This window comes from Pseudomonas sp. NFACC08-1 (genome assembly GCF_900106735.1).
GTDB classification, from domain to species: domain Bacteria; phylum Pseudomonadota; class Gammaproteobacteria; order Pseudomonadales; family Pseudomonadaceae; genus Aquipseudomonas; species Aquipseudomonas fluorescens_Q.
Genome location: NZ_FNNL01000001.1, coordinates 449,895 through 464,871, shown reverse-complemented (window position 1 = coordinate 464,871; position 14,977 = coordinate 449,895). Strand labels below are relative to the sequence as shown.

Here is a 14,977-nt window from a genome sequence, read left to right as displayed (position 1 = left end):
GTATTACCCTAGGAAAGCAAGTTTGCTCGCGATGAGTGGCTTAGGCTCCATCGTCTGATTCTATGGGTGTCGATTTTCAACTGGATCCGGGGAACTTCGCACTTGCAGATAACGGTATGTAACCAACGCAAACAGCACAATCAGACCAGCCATAAGAGCGCTTGTCATCATGACCCCCTCCCTGAACGCGCCATCGGCCATTTCCAGAATCCGCGTTGCCACAAGGGAAGACTGAGTTTGACTGACGGCGTGCGCCCCTCCCAGGGTTGCTGCTGCAGCCACTACTTCTTCGGCCACTCCCTCGGGTATCGCCAACGACAACCGATACAAAGCCGCTACGCCCCCACCAATCAATGTGGTACCCAACACCACGCCAACCTCATAAGCCGTCTCACTGACGGACGAGGCACTACCGGCGCGGTCGGCCGGAACCGCGCCTAACACAAGGTCATTGGACACTGTAGTGATTGCAGCAATGCTGACATTGAGCAACACGAAAGCCAGCCCTACCGTCAGAGCAGTGGCGGCAAACAGCGCCATCACCGAAAAGGCTGCCGCGGCAATTAGTAAACACCCGGTAATGACCTTGTTCGGTGCGATTTTTTGCGCCACAGGCACGATAGCGAGGCCGGCGATGATCGCCAGTATTTGCCCCGGCACCAGTATCAAGCTAGCCAGCAACGGGGAAAGTCCAAATACCAGTTGCAACAATTGAGTGGCAAAGAAAATGAACCCGATCAACAAGCCCAGGCTTACAAGGTTCGTCACAATGGAGACACTGAAGGCAGAAGAAGCGAATAGCTTAAGATCCAGCAGTGGCTGTTCCAACCGTAACTGGCGACGGACAAAAACCACGCCCAGAAAGACTCCAGAGAGCGCCCAGAATAACACCCGGCCATCGAAGCCAACCGTAGCCAGATGCTTGAGGCCCAGCATCACGCCCGTCATGGCTCCCAAGCTCAATACGATACTTAGGTAATCAGTCGATCTGCCGGACTGCCGTGGCGATTCGGTGATCATCGGCACCAAGAGCAGCACCGGCAGCAGGAACGGTAGAGCAACCAGGAAAACCGATTGCCAATCGAAATACTGCAACAGCACGCCGCCCAGCAACGGCCCCAATGCCGACCCGATGGTCAGGCAGGTTGCCCAGATAGCCACCGCCAAGCGTCGTTCTTCACGATCCTCGAATGCGGTGCGAATCAGCGCAAGGGTCGCTGGCAGAATCATTGCGCCGAAACACCCCAACAGCGCCCGTCCCGCAATCAAGTGCCAAGCTTGCTGTGAAAAAACTATACAAACCGACACTAAAGCGAACCCGGCACAGCCTAGGCAAAGCATGCGCCGATGACCAAAACGATCTCCAGAACTGCCCATGGTGACCAGTAACCCCGCTAGCACCAAAGAGTAGGCATCAATCATCCACAGCTGCTCGGCAGCAGACGGATTCAGTGCAGCAGCGATTTGAGGCAAGGCGAAATTGAGGATCGTGTTATCGATAGTCACCAACAGAACCGGAAGCATGATCACCAGCAAAGCTGCGCCCTTCGAGCGGTCCTTGATAATGAAGGCAAGAGAGGTTGCCGCTCCGTGCATCAGTTGTTTCTCCTTGGAGAGCTCAGTATGTTGAAGAGCCCCGAGGCCTGTGCAAGCCTCTGCGCCCATTGTGGCCACATACCTTTGGCCTGGATATCCATAGCCAGTTTCAAACGTCCGTGTCCACTAGCAAGCAGCCCGCTGGTGACTTCGCCGAAACAACCGTTCATCGCACCCGCTGCTTTGGATGCGGCATTAGTCCTATCCGTCTCACCAACCCTACAAACTTTTAATCCTCGACTCGCTAACTCAAAAGCAATCGAACCGCCTATAGCACCGCTACCGACTACAACAACGTCATAGATCATTTTCAACTCCAAACTTCATACCTAAGAACAGGAACATTCAAATTTACGAAACCGACAGAAGAAAAACCTAGGCTCAAGCGCAATTTCATGGAATAGACACGATGCAATAGGTGCATTTCTTTGCGACACACGCACGCATAGATTTTATAACTCGGATAACCTCACCTTGGTTCCGTTCAGGTTTGCCGGTATATTCGGCATCAGAGGAAATATCTGCCTTATCGGCCCTAACCGTTCACTTCGTCTGTCACAGCACGGGAGCCTTTTCGGCACTTCCTTAGAAAGCCATCCTTCTCAAGTCATTAATTTACCCAGTAGAACCTCATCGTCTACCACCAAAACTCGACTCTTCCAACGATAAAAAAACATCCTACGCTTGCAACATAATAGCCCGCAGGAAATTTCCCACGACCAACCACAGACCCACTGAGTAATATGCCTTGCGCGGCCCCACAACAAAAAAACCAATTAAACTCACAATTAAGTAAAACAGAAGCATCACAATCAACAAGCCTATGGCGTGAAAACTTCTGATCGTAGCTAGAAACTCCTTAAAGAGTCGATCTTTACAAGCTCGACTTCCCATTGAGGCGGCCACCCATACAGATCAGTCTTTATAGGCCGTTCTTTGTCGGGTTACTTGCATCCTAAGCCGTAAATTATTGATCCGATCTCAAGATAAGCCAGGATAGGCAGCATGAACACTCAAGCCTTGTTGATCCATCTGCAAAATCACTTGCCCGATTTACTCGCGGTATACCTGTTCGGTAGCCATGCACAGGGAACCGCCGGAGCTGACAGTGATGTCGATATGGCTGTGCTCTTGTCCGGCGAGGTTGACCCTGTGTCGTTATGGCAGCTTTCAGGGGATTTGGCAGATATCGCTGGCAGTCCGGTGGATCTGATTGACCTACGTGCGACAACCACCGTCATGCAATATCAGATCGTGACCCGAGGCCAGAGACTCTGGGCCCGCGACGTACAGGCGGGGTTGTTCGAGTGTTTTGTTCTCAGCGAAAAGACCGCTCTCGACGAGGCTCGGGCAGGCTTGCTCAAGGATATTCAGGAAGAAGGCAGCGTGTATGGCCGATGACGTACTGATCAACAAGGCAGCGAGTATCGAGCGTTGTATCGCCCGGGTGCGGGAGGAATACGAGAAGGATCCCGCTACATTTGCCACCGATTTCACTCGCCAGGATTCGGCTGTTCTGAATATCCAGCGTGCATGTAAAGCGGCGCTGGATATAGGGCAGCATTTGATTCGACGTGAGCGGTTGGGTGTCCCGCAAAGCTCCCGGGATGTGTTCGAGTTGCTTTTCCAAAGTGGCTGGGTGGAAGAAGGTTTGGTGAAAAACCTGAAGAACATGGTGGGCTTCAGGAACATCGCCGTGCATGACTATCAAGCTCTGCAACTGCCGATCATGGTTGCGATCATTACCCAGCACTTGGGGGATTTCCTGGCGTTCAGCGCGTTCATCCTGCGTAAGGACGCGTCGGAATCCACGCGATAACGGTGGGAGCACGGGGCGAAACCTGCTACGTGCCCCAAAAACGCAAAAGCCCCGCCCGGCGTACTGCCGGGCGGGGCTTTTTTTACTTCGCTACGTCTTACATGAAGTTGTAAGTGTAGTTGAAGATCAGGCGGGTCTGATCCCGGTCAGCGCCGGAACCACTACCGGTGCCGCGGTAAGAACCGTGACGCAGGGTGGTGCCGAAACCTTTCAGAGCACCTTGCTGGACGACGTAATCCAAGCGCATGTCGCGTTCCCACTCGGACGAATCGCTTCCACCGGTCGTGGACTTGATGTTTTCACCATGCAAGTAGGCGACAGCGGCTTTCAGGCCAGGAACGCCCAGACCGGTGAAGTCATAGGAGTATTGACCGAAGGTGGTGTTTTCACCGGCGCGGACGAATCCGTTGATCATGCTATCGGTGAACAGGTAGAAGCTCGAACCACCGGCACCTTCATTGTTGCCGTTGCCGTCAAGCACGCTGCCCTGGTTCAGGTAAACAAAACCACCGTCATCACCGACTTGCTGGTGCCCCAACATGAAGGCACTGCCACCCAGGGAGTAGGTGAACATGGCGCTCCAGGTTTTGTTATCGACCACACCCTGTTCTTTGGCATAGCCACCGTTGTTATCGAAATCATAACCCGCATCGCCGTTGCGGCCATCCGAGCTGCTGTCGAAGTAACGCAGGTCTGTCTTGAACGACTGGCCTTCGCTGATCGGGAAAACATGTACAGCACCCAGGAAGTGCTGCTTGTAGTAATCCTGCAGGTTGGCGTAGTAGTACTGCAGGGTCAGGTCTTTGGTGACCTTCCAATCAGCACCGGCGTAGCGGAATTGATTGCTTTCCTCGGTACCACCAGAGACTGCCAAGCCGGTACGGTTGCTCGATGCACGACCAACAGCATGTTCCAGTTGGCCGGCGTTGAACGTTACGTTGTCCAGGTCCTTGGAGGTGATGGTGCCACCTTCGAAGGTTTGCGGCAGCAGACGACCGTCGCTGGCGACCAGGATCGGCAGGTTAGGCGCCAGGGCACCACCCAGGTGGGCTTCGGTCTTGGAGAACAGCGCCTTCACGTTGCCCGACAGACGGCTCCAGTTGTGCACGGCGGAGCCATCGGTGTCGCTTGGGACGAAGGTGTTGCTGTTGGGGTGTTGGCCTTTACCACCATCGAGATGGATCCCCACCAATGCCTGGGCATCAATACCAAAACCCACGACGCCTTGAGTGAAGCCGGACTTGTAGTCGAACTTCAGGCCAGTAGCGGTTTCACGCTGGTCGGCACCGCCTTCGCGGTTATCGTTATCAAAGTACAACGTACGGGAACTGACAGACGCCTTGCTGTCCTCGATAAAACCAGCGGCGCCTGCCTGCTGCGCCAGAACCCCAACGGCCACTGCCAGGGCCAAGGTGGACTTGTTCATGCTTCGCTCCTCTCGTTTTCTAATTCTTGTGTATCTTTGGCTCCGGATCGAACGCCCGGATTCCGCGGATGCGCGATTAGCGCCAGACCGTGACTGACAAGTCAATCGTAAGCATTTATGACTACGACTATGGTCTAACCCCTCTACACCGGCCCGCAGGATAATGGATTTTTTATAATCCCAAAAAGAATTGTTTCAACAGTTTTCAGCTCGTTTGGAAATATAGCCGCCATCAAAGCTTCGTCAACCGTGACCCGGCGTATCGGCCAGCCTGCTGATTACTGAATGGTTTTCTGTCGGGACCTCCCAGAAAGGAAATCCCCGGCGTAGAGGCCTGCTCTTGATACTCATTGGCTACGCGCCGGGAACTGCGAAGGTTGCGATCTTGATCGCTATGCGTCTGACGATTCATTGTTTGAAATCAAAAAGACGCAACCTGCGACAGTCCCCCGCAGGTAGGAATGACCAGGGGGTTACAAGGCCTTTTCGAAGATTTTCGAATTACGCTGATAGTTGTAGAGCGACGCCCGCGCCGCCGGCAGGCGCTCGACGCTGCTGGGCTCGAAACCACGTTCGCGGAACCAGTGGGCGGTGCGGGTCGTCAGCACGAACAGCGTCTTGAGCCCCTGGGCGCGGGCCCGGGTTTCGATTCGCTCCAGCAGTTCATCGCCCCGGCCACCATGGCGGTATTCCGGGTTCACCGCCAGGCAGGCCAGTTCCCCGGCATCCGAATCGGCGATCTGGTACAACGCCGCGCAGGCGATGATCATGCCTTCGCGCTCGACCACGCTGAATTGTTCGATCTCGCGTTCCAGCACTTCGCGGGAGCGTCGCACCAGGATTCCCTGCTCTTCCAGCGGGCTGATCAGGTCCAGCAGGCCGCCGACATCTTCGATGGCCGCTTCGCGCACCACCTCGAATTGCTCCTGGGCCACCAGCGTCCCGCTGCCATCGCGGGTGAACAGCTCGGCCAGCAGCGCACCGTTTTCGACGTAACTGACGATATGGCTACGGGCCACGCCGCCACGGCAGGCCTGGGCCGCCGCATCCAGCAGTTCGGCCTGGTAGTCACTGCCCAGGCGCTGTATATGAGCCGGCACCTGCTGCGGACGCAGCTCGCGCACCAACCTGCCATCTTCGCCGATCAACCCCTGCTCGCTGCCGAACAACAGCAGCTTGTCGGCCGCCAGGTCGATGGCCGCCCGGGTGGCAACGTCTTCACAGGCCAGGTTGAAGATCTCTCCGGTGGGGGAATAACCCAACGGCGACAGCAACACGATGGAGCGCTCGTCCAGCAGGCGATTGATGCCCTTGCGATCGACCCGGCGCACTTCACCGGTGTGGTGATAGTCCACGCCTTCGAGCACACCGATGGGACGCGCAGTGACCAGGTTGCCGCTGGCGACCCGCAGCCGCGAGCCCTGCATGGGCGAGGACGCCATGTCCATGGACAGGCGGGCCTCGATGGCAATGCGCAGCTGGCCGACCGCGTCGATCACGCACTCCAGGGTCGCGGCATCGGTGATGCGCATGCCGTGGTGATAATGCGGCGTGAGGCCCCGCGCAGCGAGGCGGGTTTCGATCTGCGGGCGCGAACCATGGACCAGCACCAGGCGCACGCCGAGGCTGTGCAACAACACCAGGTCATGGACGATGTTGCCGAAATTAGGGTGTTCCACCCCATCGCCGGGCAGCATGACGATGAAGGTGCAATCGCGGTGGGCGTTGATGTAGGGCGAAGCGTGACGAAGCCAATTGACGTATTCGGGCATGAACCTGGGCCTGTAATAAATAACAGCCGAAAAAAGACGAAACGGAACGCACAGCGGGCTGGTGGTTATCGTCGGAACAGGCTTGGCGACACGCGCGTTCTCCTCATGAATACGGGCCCGGATACGGGCAATTTAGCCGGCGGTGACCGGCGTCAGGCAGTAATGTCCGATCAACTGACGCAACAGCTGTACGGTAGGTTGCAAACGTGACATTTCAAGGTACTCACCCGGCTGGTGGGCACAGGCGATATCGCCAGGACCAAGCACCAGGGTTTCGCAGCCAAGGCGCTGAAGATAAGGCGCTTCGGTGCCGAACGCCACTGCTTCGGCACGATGGCCGGTGAGTCGCTCGGCCACCCGTACCAGTTCGCAGTCTTCGGCCTGCTCGAATGGTGGCACTTCGGGGAACAGCGGTGCGTAGTCGATCTTGACTTTATGGCGTTCGGCGATGGGGTCGAGCTTCTGTTGGATCGCCGCCCGCAGCACTTGCGGGTCCATGCCCGGCAGGGGGCGCAGGTCGAATTCCATGGAACATTGGCCGCAGATGCGGTTGGGATTGTCGCCGCCATGGATGCAGCCGAAGTTCAGGGTCGGTTGTGGCACGGTGAACTGCGGGTTACGGAACTCACGTTGCCATTGCAGGCGCAGCCCGCGCAGTTCGCCCATGGCATCGTGCATGGCTTCCAGCGCGCTGTGGCCCAGGCTCGGATCGGAGGAATGGCCGCTGCGCCCGAGAATGTCGATGCGCTCCATCATCACGCCTTTGTGCAAGCGAATCGGCCGCAGGCCGGTCGGCTCACCGATCACCGCCGCGCGCCCCAGTGGTCGCCCGGCATCGGCCAGGGCCCGGGCGCCGGCCATGGAGCTTTCTTCGTCGCAGGTCGCGAGGATCAGCAGCGGTTGCTTGAACGGTTGGTCCAGCAGCGGCTTGACCGCTTCGATGACCAAGGCGAAAAAACCCTTCATGTCACAACTGCCCAGGCCCACCCAGCGGCCATCGACCTCGGTGAGCTTCAGCGGATCGGTCTGCCACAACGCGCCGTCGAACGGCACCGTGTCGCTGTGGCCAGCCAGTACCAGGCCTCCGGGGCCGCTGCCGAAACTGGCCAGCAGGTTGAATTTGCCGGGGCTGACCTGCTGGATGTCGCAGGAGAACCCAAGGTCGCCGAGCCAACCCGCCAGCAGTTCGATCACGGCACTGTTGGACTGGTCCAGCCCAGGCTGGGTACAACTGACCGAAGGGGCGGCGATCAGGGCAGCGAATTGATCTTTCATGGACGGCAAAGGCATCGCTGACTCCGGGCTTACAGATTGATGTCCATCATAGAACCATCTGGCGCAAGGAATAAACCGCCGCGGCGCGTAGGATGAGCGAGTCCTGTACACTGCACGACCTTGGCAGCCACACCTTCCCCTGGCTGCACACCCGATCCCTGGATTTTCCGGCCATGCAGAAAGAAACCGAAATCAAACTCCGCGTCAGCCGCGAGACCCTGGCAGCCCTGCGCGAGCACCCGCTGCTGAAAAAACGCAACAAGAGTGGCTGGGAACGCCACGAACTGATGAACCAGTATTTCGACACGCCGGAGCGTGACCTGGCCCGGGCCAAGGTCGCCCTGCGCCTGCGTCGCGATGGCGAAGAAGTGATCCAGACCCTCAAGACCCGCGGCCAAAGCGTCGCCGGCCTGTCCGAGCGCAACGAGTACGATTGGCACCTGCCCAAGGCCAAGCTCGACCTGAAGAAGCTCGACGGCGAATGCTGGCCAGAGGCCTTGGCCGAACTGGACAAGAAAACCCTCAAGGCCATCTTCACCACCGATTTCGTTCGCGAACGCGCTGAAATTGCCTGGGGCCGTGGCAAAAGCAAGGTGGTCATCGAAGCCGCCCTGGACCTGGGCCATGTGGTGGTCGGCAAGCAGAAGGAAGAAATCTGCGAACTGGAGCTGGAACTGCGCGAAGGCGAACCCGCCGCCCTGCTGGAACTGGCCGCCGAGCTGGCCGCGACCCTGCCCCTGATGCCCTGCGACATCAGCAAGGCCGAGCGTGGCTATCGCCTGTACGACGCAGGCAGCTACGCCCTGAGCCTGCCAGCGCCACAACTGACCGCCGAAACGCCGCTGGATGACGCCTTCGCCGCGCTGAGCTGGCATCTGCTCGGCAGCAGCCAGCGCCTGGCCGAACAATACCGTTTCAACGGCCATTGGCGCCTGCTGCAGGACTGGGTGGAAAACCTCGCCGAACTGCGTGCCCTGCTCAGCAGCCTCGGCCAGGCCGCGCCGCGCCAATCGACCCACGATTTGCGCCTGGCCCTGGACGCGTTGCTGGAAGACTGGCGCCCACTGGTCCAGGCCGGCCTGGATGACGAAGACGTGCGCAAGGCGGCACCGGAACAGTTCCTTGAAGAGCTGCAAGACCCGCGTTGGGGCCTGTTTTCCCTCAACACTTCACGCTGGCTGCTGGCTCGCAGCTGGGCCGCCGAGCGCAACACCCGTGGCAATCGCCAGGGCGCGGCGCAACTGGGCAGCTGGCTGCCGCGCCTGCTCGGCGAAGAGTCGTCGTCCCTGCAACTGCAACGCTACCAGCAGCAGCCGGAAGACCTCGCCGAGCAACTGCCGCGCATCGAACGCATCCAGGCCTGGCTGCACCACGCCCGCCATGTGCTGGAGATCCCGGAAATGGATCGCCTCTACGGTGAACTGAACAAACTGGCGCAATTGGCCAACCAACCGATCACCGACGAAACGCTGGATGCGCGCAAGCAACAGGCGATTGCGGTGTACCAGAATCGGGCTTGGAAGACTTTGCTGCGCCTGTGACGCCGCCATCGCGAGCAAGCTCGTTCCCACAGGGGGTCAGCGTTGTAACCACATCTAGTGGCCGCCGATGATCAACTGTGGGAGCGAGCTTGCTCGCGATGGGGCCAGCACATCCTCCACAGAACTCAGCGCACCACCGGCAAACTCGTCGTCGACTTGATCTCCGACAGCGCCACGATCGAGTTCACTTCCTGGATCCCCGGCACCATCGACAGCTTTTCGAAAAAGAATCGCTCATACGCCTCGATGTCCGCCGTGACGATGCGCAACAGAAAATCCACCGACCCCATCAGCACGTAACACTCCAGTACTTCGGGGAAGCCGCGGATCGCCTCGGTGAACTCGGTGAAGTTCGAACGGCCGTGGGCGTTGAGTTTGATTTCGGCGAAGATCTGCGTGTTAAGGCCGATTTTCTTGCGATCCAGCAGGGTCACCTGGCCACGAATGATGCCCTCGTCCTTCATCCGCTGGATCCGCCGCCAGCATGGCGATTGAGACAAGCCGACCTGTTCGGCGATCTGTGCACTGGACAGCGAGGCATCCTCCTGCAGCAACGCCAGTATCCTGCGGTCGTAGCCATCCAATTCGCTGTGCATAATCAACCCCAAAATGACTGATTTAGAGAATCAAGCGATTCAAAATATCGCCAGAATCACTCATCTTAGATAAGAAATACCCCGACTCGCATGTAAATATTTCTCCCGCCACCAAGGAGACCGAACATGCCCCCACTCGAAGCCGTTGCCATAGCCCCGACCCGCGCCGACGTCTGGCACGCCGCCAATACCCATTGTCGGGTGCAGTACCGGATATTGGCCGAAGCCGAGCCGGATTTACTGTGTCGGGCGTTGAACCTGTTTGCCTTGCAGGGCCTGACGCCGCAGCAGGTTCATGTCGAACGCCCAGGCGATGTGCTATCGCTGGACATCGTCATGGACGGGCTGAGCTGGCACCGTGCCCAGGTCATCGCTGAAAAATTACGTAACCTGATCAGCGTCTGTTCGGTGGACCTGCAAGACGCTGATATTGCGCACGTTGGGCCGGCCCAAGCCGTCTGCTGAACGCCCACGGGCAAGAATTGGTAACGCATTGGTCGGGTAGTGGCCCAACGGTCTACGGGGTCGGGACTATTCTTTTGCAGACCGAGCGAGGACGCCGAAGCGTCTGTATCGCGGCTTTGCTGCAATTGTCCAATAGGAACCCGCATGTCCACCAAACACGCCACTCAGGACCGCTGGCTGGACCTCAACGATCTGCTGCGCCAACTGGTCACCCAGGGCCTCATCAGCCAGGATTCAGCCGAAACCGCGCTGAACGCCCGCCGACGCCACAGCGCCAATAGCCAGTTGCATCCGCTGGAGTTCATCGCCAACCAGCACCTGGACGACCTCAGCCGGCCCGGCAAGCGCCTGGACCTGGAGAACCTGACCTTGTGGTTGTCCCAGCAGGCCGACCAGCCCTACATGCGCATCGACCCGTTGAAAATCAACGTCGCGGCCGTGACCCCCTTGATGTCCTATGCCTTTGCCCAGCGTCACAAGATCCTTGCAGTGGCGGTCGATCGTGACGCCGTCACCGTCGCCAGCGCACAGCCCTACGTCAACAGTTGGGAAGCTGACCTGACCCACGTGCTCAAGCTGCCGATCAAGCGGGTGGTCGCCAACCCTGTGGACATCCAGCGCTTGAGCGTGGAGTTCTATCGCCTGGCCAAATCGGTCAGCGGCGCCACCACGGTCGATCAGCAACCGAGCAACCTGAGCAATTTCGAACAGTTGCTCAACCTGGGCGCCAGCGACCAGGAGCCGGACGCCAACGACGCCCACATCGTCAATATTGTCGACTGGCTGTTCCAGTACGCCTTCCAGCAGCGCGCCAGTGATATCCACATCGAACCGCGCCGCGAGCAGGGCACCGTGCGGTTTCGCATCGACGGGGTGCTGCACACCGTCTATCAGTTCCCGCCGCAGGTCACGATGGCAATCGTCAGCCGTCTCAAGAGCCTGGGGCGGATGAACGTCGCGGAAAAACGCAAACCCCAGGACGGCCGGGTCAAGACCAAGACCCCGGATGGCGGCGAAGTGGAATTGCGTTTGTCGACCTTGCCCACGGCGTTCGGCGAAAAAATGGTCATGCGGATTTTCGACCCGGAAGTGTTGCTCAAGGATTTCGACCAACTCGGCTTCTCCGCCGACGACCTGCGTCGCTGGCAGGACATGACCCGCCAGCCCAACGGCATCATCCTGGTGACCGGGCCTACCGGTTCCGGCAAGACCACCACCCTCTACACCACGCTCAAGAAACTGGCGACGCCGGAAGTGAACCTCTGCACCATCGAGGACCCGATTGAAATGGTAGAGGCCTCCTTCAACCAGATGCAGGTCCAGCACAACATCGACCTGTCCTTCGCCGCCGGGGTGCGGGCACTGATGCGACAAGACCCGGACATCATCATGATCGGTGAGATCCGCGACCTGGAGACCGCCGAGATGGCGATCCAGGCGGCGCTCACCGGGCACCTTGTGCTGTCGACGCTGCACACCAACGACGCGCCGAGCGCCATCAGTCGCCTGCTGGAGCTGGGTGTGCCCCATTACCTGATCAAGGCCACCGTGCTCGGGGTCATGGCCCAGCGGCTGGTACGCACCCTGTGCCCTCAATGCAAGGCCCCCCTGACCCTGGATGAAGACGACTGGCAAACCCTGACGAGGCCCTGGCAGGCGCCGCTGCCGAGCAATGCCCAACAGGCCGTCGGTTGCCTGGAATGCCGTGACACCGGTTACCGCGGCCGCGCCGGCGTCTACGAAATCATGCAACTGACCGACAGCGTCAAGGCCTTGATCCACCCCGACACCGACCTGCTGGCGGTACGCCGCCAGGCATTCAAGGAAGGCATGCGCAGCCTGCGCCTGTCGGGGGCGCAAAAGGTGGCGGCGGGCTTGACCACGGTCGAGGAAGTGCTGCGGGTGACGCCGCAAAGCGAGCAGAAGTAGGAACTGTCTGGCTCAGGGGCAGAAAGATCCCACAAACAAAGCGGAACGGACCATAGCGAAGATACTGGCCGCGTGCCCTACACTCAGGGCTCGCAGGTCCATCTCAATTCGCACAGGGAACCGTCATGCAGATCGGTAGCGTACTTTTACTTTTCATCGGCCTCGTGGTCGCCATCCTGTTCATGGGGTTCAAGGTCGTGCCCCAAGGCTACCAATGGACCGTCGAGCGGTTCGGGCGCTACACCAACACGCTCAAGCCCGGCCTGAACATCATCATCCCGGTGATGGATCGCATCGGGCGCAAGATCAATGTCATGGAAAGCGTACTGGACATCCCGCCCCAGGAGGTCATTACCGCCGACAACGCCACGGTGCAGATCGACGCCGTGTGCTTCTTCCAAGTGGTCAATACGGCCCAGGCGGCCTACGAAGTGAACAACCTCGAGCACGCCATCCGCAACCTGCTGCAAACCAATATCCGTACCGTGCTGGGGTCCATGGAGCTGGACGCGATGCTGAGCCAGCGCGACGGTATCAATGAAAAACTGCTGCGCACCGTCGATGAAGCCACAGCGCCGTGGGGCATCAAGATCACCCGGATCGAGATCAAGGACATCAGCCCGCCGGCCGACCTGATGGCCGCCATGTCGGGGCAGATGAAAGCCGAACGTATCAAGCGTGCCCAGATCCTCGAAGCCGAGGGCCTGCGAGCGTCGGCGATTCTCACCGCCGAAGGCAAGAAGCAGGCGCAGATCCTCGAGGCCGAGGGCAGCCGTCAAGCCGCGTTCCTGGAGTCCGAAGCCCGCGAGCGCCAGGCGCAAGCCGAAGCGCTGGCCACCCAAGTGGTGTCCCAGGCGATTGCCGACGGCAACGTCCAGGCCGTGAACTACTTCGTCGCGCAGAAATACATCGATGCGCTGGGCAAACTGGCTTCGGCCAACAACAGCAAGGTGATCCTGATGCCACTGGAAGCCAGCCAGGTCATCGGTGCGGTCGGCGGCATTGGCGAGATCGTCAAGGCCACCTTCGATAGCAAGAAAACCTGAGGCACGCCTATGTGGATGTTCCTGCAACACCTGTCGTACTGGGACTGGCTGGCGCTGGGCGTCATCCTGCTGATCCTCGAAGTGTTCGGTGCCGGCGGCTACTTGCTGTGGATCGGCATGGCCGCCGCGGCAGTTGGCGTGCTCACGTTCATCCTGCCGCAGATGCCGTGGGAGCTGCAGTTCCTGTTGTTCGGCCTGTTCGCCATCGCAACGGCACTGTACTGGTGGCAGCGCCAGCGCAGCGCGGTGCGCCAAAGCGATCAACCGCACCTGAACCTGCGCGGGCAAGAGCTGATCGGCAAGGTCTTCCAGGTTCATGAAGCGATTGTCGATGGCCGTGGCAAGATCAAGGTGGCCGACAGCGTCTGGCTGGCCAAGGGGCCCGAGTCATCCGTGGGCACGCGAGTCAGGGTGGTGGCGCAGGAAGGGGCGGTGCTGCAGGTGGAACGGGCTGACTGAGAAGTCATGGAACTGAATAGAGGCGCGGGTAATCCAACGTCATAGTTAACCCAGTGGAGTCACCTATCATGCGTCTCAAACTTGCTGTCGCTACCCTAGCCTTGCTGTCTCTTCCTGTTGGCTCGGCAATGGCCGACACGTTTTGGCGTAACGTCATCTCATCCGGTGCAACCACCGGTTCCACCTACCTGACTTTCAAGGATCACAAGCTGATCGTCGCCGCCCAGGATGATGCCGGCAGCTTCGTCGCCAGTGACGGCGGTATTCGTGGCCCTTACCTGGAAGCGGCGATGCAGAAAGTGCGTGCTGACAACCCAGGCCTGCAAGCCACCGACATGGAACTGGCCAACGCTATCCTGGCGAAAAACGCCGTCGCCCAGGAGTGATTCCCGGCCAATAAAAAATGCCGCTCCATTGAGCGGCATTTTTTTGTCCGGCGAACATCCCGAGGCCGCCCCCCTTGTGGAAGCGAGCTTGCTCGCGAAGGCGTCAGCCCAGACAACCCATGGATTGGCTTGAAGCTGATCGTCCCCACGCTCTGCGTCACCTTCCAGAAGCGGAACGCGGAGCGTCCCTGGCGACATTCCCACGCAGGAGCGTGGAACGATCGATCCAGCGCTATCGCGAGCTCGCTCGCACAGGTGCAGTCGTCCCTTATTCGCCGATAGTGGACTTGTAGCCTGCCGCATCAAGCAACTTGCCCACCTCGGCCTTGTCGCTTGGCTTGAGCTTGAAGATCCAGGCGCCGTACGGATCGGAGTTCAGCAGCTCAGGCGAGGCGCTCAACTCTTCGTTGATCGCGATCACTTCACCCGCAATCGGGGAATAGATGTCGGAAGCAGCCTTGACCGACTCAACCACACCGGCCTGGTCACCTGCGCCAAAGACCTTACCGACTTCAGTCAGCTCGACAAAGACCACATCGCCCAGGGCCTCCTGCGCATGATCGCTGATGCCCACGGTGACGGTACCGTCAGCTTCCAGGCGTGCCCACTCATGGCTTTCGGCAAAACGCAGTTCGGCAGGGATATCACTCATATTCTGTGTCCTCAA

The 14,977-nt window shown here is 59.1% G+C and carries 15 protein-coding genes; 8 read left to right on the top strand and 7 right to left on the bottom strand.

From position 1 onward, the window contains the following. Window positions 1-60: 60 nt before the first annotated feature. Together BLU76_RS02130 and BLU76_RS02125 are read right to left on the bottom strand one after the other, a co-directional pair. The gene (locus BLU76_RS02130) at window positions 61-1,596 is read right to left on the bottom strand and encodes an MFS transporter (RefSeq protein WP_092221336.1); all 1,536 of its coding nucleotides are present in this window, start codon (window positions 1,594-1,596) and stop codon (window positions 61-63) included. After that, complete coding sequence (locus BLU76_RS02125) at window positions 1,596-1,904, bottom strand: FAD-dependent oxidoreductase (RefSeq protein ID WP_256571625.1); 309 nt, start codon at window positions 1,902-1,904, stop codon at window positions 1,596-1,598. Before BLU76_RS02125 ends, BLU76_RS02130 begins: the two co-directional genes overlap by 1 nt. A gap of 697 nt (window positions 1,905-2,601) precedes the next feature. Between BLU76_RS02125 and BLU76_RS02120 the strand changes: the two genes are divergently transcribed. Then, window positions 2,602-2,997: a type VII toxin-antitoxin system MntA family adenylyltransferase antitoxin gene (locus BLU76_RS02120; RefSeq protein ID WP_092221333.1), complete on the top strand. Its 396-nt coding sequence runs from the start codon at window positions 2,602-2,604 to the stop codon at window positions 2,995-2,997. Continuing rightward, the gene (locus tag BLU76_RS02115; protein WP_092221331.1) at window positions 2,987-3,415 is read left to right on the top strand and encodes a type VII toxin-antitoxin system HepT family RNase toxin; all 429 of its coding nucleotides are present in this window, start codon (window positions 2,987-2,989) and stop codon (window positions 3,413-3,415) included. The genes BLU76_RS02120 and BLU76_RS02115 overlap by 11 nt, the downstream gene beginning before the upstream one ends. 97 nt (window positions 3,416-3,512) lie before the next feature. Here the strand turns inward: BLU76_RS02115 and BLU76_RS02110 are convergent, their stop codons facing one another. The 3 genes from BLU76_RS02110 to argE form a co-directional block, all read right to left on the bottom strand. Further along, window positions 3,513-4,841 (bottom strand): OprD family outer membrane porin, encoded by a 1,329-nt coding sequence (locus tag BLU76_RS02110; RefSeq protein WP_092221326.1) that lies wholly within the window; start codon window positions 4,839-4,841, stop codon window positions 3,513-3,515. A gap of 473 nt (window positions 4,842-5,314) precedes the next feature. Beyond that, the gene (argA, locus tag BLU76_RS02105) at window positions 5,315-6,613 is read right to left on the bottom strand and encodes an amino-acid N-acetyltransferase (RefSeq protein ID WP_063323887.1); all 1,299 of its coding nucleotides are present in this window, start codon (window positions 6,611-6,613) and stop codon (window positions 5,315-5,317) included. Between the two features lie 132 nt (window positions 6,614-6,745). Then, window positions 6,746-7,903, bottom strand: coding sequence for an acetylornithine deacetylase (gene argE, locus BLU76_RS02100; protein WP_092221324.1), 1,158 nt, complete (start codon window positions 7,901-7,903; stop codon window positions 6,746-6,748). A gap of 158 nt (window positions 7,904-8,061) precedes the next feature. Between argE and BLU76_RS02095 the strand changes: the two genes are divergently transcribed. After that, the gene (locus BLU76_RS02095; RefSeq protein ID WP_063325205.1) at window positions 8,062-9,429 is read left to right on the top strand and encodes a CYTH domain-containing protein; all 1,368 of its coding nucleotides are present in this window, start codon (window positions 8,062-8,064) and stop codon (window positions 9,427-9,429) included. A gap of 125 nt (window positions 9,430-9,554) precedes the next feature. Here the strand turns inward: BLU76_RS02095 and BLU76_RS02090 are convergent, their stop codons facing one another. Further along, window positions 9,555-10,025: an Lrp/AsnC family transcriptional regulator gene (locus BLU76_RS02090; protein ID WP_063323885.1), complete on the bottom strand. Its 471-nt coding sequence runs from the start codon at window positions 10,023-10,025 to the stop codon at window positions 9,555-9,557. 126 nt (window positions 10,026-10,151) lie between these two features. Here BLU76_RS02090 and BLU76_RS02085 point away from each other — a divergent pair, with 126 nt between their 5' ends. The 5 genes from BLU76_RS02085 (at window position 10,152) to BLU76_RS02065 (ending at window position 14,310) form a co-directional block, all read left to right on the top strand. Beyond that, window positions 10,152-10,490 carry a hypothetical protein gene (locus tag BLU76_RS02085; protein ID WP_092149141.1) on the top strand — a complete coding sequence of 113 codons (339 nt, stop codon included), beginning with the start codon at window positions 10,152-10,154 and terminating at the stop codon, window positions 10,488-10,490. A 144-nt stretch (window positions 10,491-10,634) separates the two neighbouring features. Then, the gene (locus BLU76_RS02080) at window positions 10,635-12,419 is read left to right on the top strand and encodes a type IV pilus assembly ATPase TfpB (protein WP_092149144.1); all 1,785 of its coding nucleotides are present in this window, start codon (window positions 10,635-10,637) and stop codon (window positions 12,417-12,419) included. Window positions 12,420-12,544: 125 nt separating this feature from the next. After that, window positions 12,545-13,465, top strand: a complete 921-nt coding sequence (locus BLU76_RS02075; protein ID WP_063323882.1) for an SPFH domain-containing protein — start codon at window positions 12,545-12,547, stop codon at window positions 13,463-13,465. Between the two features lie 9 nt (window positions 13,466-13,474). After that, window positions 13,475-13,924, top strand: a complete 450-nt coding sequence (locus BLU76_RS02070) for an NfeD family protein (RefSeq protein WP_063323881.1) — start codon at window positions 13,475-13,477, stop codon at window positions 13,922-13,924. Between the two features lie 65 nt (window positions 13,925-13,989). After that, complete coding sequence (locus BLU76_RS02065; protein ID WP_170867266.1) at window positions 13,990-14,310, top strand: DUF2388 domain-containing protein; 321 nt, start codon at window positions 13,990-13,992, stop codon at window positions 14,308-14,310. A gap of 268 nt (window positions 14,311-14,578) precedes the next feature. Here BLU76_RS02065 and gcvH read toward each other — a convergent pair whose 3' ends face one another. After that, window positions 14,579-14,962: a glycine cleavage system protein GcvH gene (gcvH, locus tag BLU76_RS02060; RefSeq protein ID WP_092221323.1), complete on the bottom strand. Its 384-nt coding sequence runs from the start codon at window positions 14,960-14,962 to the stop codon at window positions 14,579-14,581. Between the last annotated feature and the right edge of the window lie 15 nt (window positions 14,963-14,977).

What these genes read in the sequence shown, in the direction of transcription:
- BLU76_RS02130 (WP_092221336.1), bottom strand. Translation starts at nt 1,596, where the DNA reads ATGCACGGAGCGGCAACCTCTCTTGCCTTCATTATCAAGGACCGCTCG.
- BLU76_RS02125 (WP_256571625.1), bottom strand. Translation starts at nt 1,904, where the DNA reads ATGATCTATGACGTTGTTGTAGTCGGTAGCGGTGCTATAGGCGGTTCG.
- BLU76_RS02120 (WP_092221333.1), top strand. Translation starts at nt 2,602, where the DNA reads ATGAACACTCAAGCCTTGTTGATCCATCTGCAAAATCACTTGCCCGAT.
- BLU76_RS02115 (WP_092221331.1), top strand. Translation starts at nt 2,987, where the DNA reads ATGGCCGATGACGTACTGATCAACAAGGCAGCGAGTATCGAGCGTTGT.
- BLU76_RS02110 (WP_092221326.1), bottom strand. Translation starts at nt 4,841, where the DNA reads ATGAACAAGTCCACCTTGGCCCTGGCAGTGGCCGTTGGGGTTCTGGCG.
- argA (WP_063323887.1), bottom strand. Translation starts at nt 6,613, where the DNA reads ATGCCCGAATACGTCAATTGGCTTCGTCACGCTTCGCCCTACATCAAC.
- argE (WP_092221324.1), bottom strand. Translation starts at nt 7,903, where the DNA reads ATGCCTTTGCCGTCCATGAAAGATCAATTCGCTGCCCTGATCGCCGCC.
- BLU76_RS02095 (WP_063325205.1), top strand. Translation starts at nt 8,062, where the DNA reads ATGCAGAAAGAAACCGAAATCAAACTCCGCGTCAGCCGCGAGACCCTG.
- BLU76_RS02090 (WP_063323885.1), bottom strand. Translation starts at nt 10,025, where the DNA reads ATGCACAGCGAATTGGATGGCTACGACCGCAGGATACTGGCGTTGCTG.
- BLU76_RS02085 (WP_092149141.1), top strand. Translation starts at nt 10,152, where the DNA reads ATGCCCCCACTCGAAGCCGTTGCCATAGCCCCGACCCGCGCCGACGTC.
- BLU76_RS02080 (WP_092149144.1), top strand. Translation starts at nt 10,635, where the DNA reads ATGTCCACCAAACACGCCACTCAGGACCGCTGGCTGGACCTCAACGAT.
- BLU76_RS02075 (WP_063323882.1), top strand. Translation starts at nt 12,545, where the DNA reads ATGCAGATCGGTAGCGTACTTTTACTTTTCATCGGCCTCGTGGTCGCC.
- BLU76_RS02070 (WP_063323881.1), top strand. Translation starts at nt 13,475, where the DNA reads ATGTGGATGTTCCTGCAACACCTGTCGTACTGGGACTGGCTGGCGCTG.
- gcvH (WP_092221323.1), bottom strand. Translation starts at nt 14,962, where the DNA reads ATGAGTGATATCCCTGCCGAACTGCGTTTTGCCGAAAGCCATGAGTGG.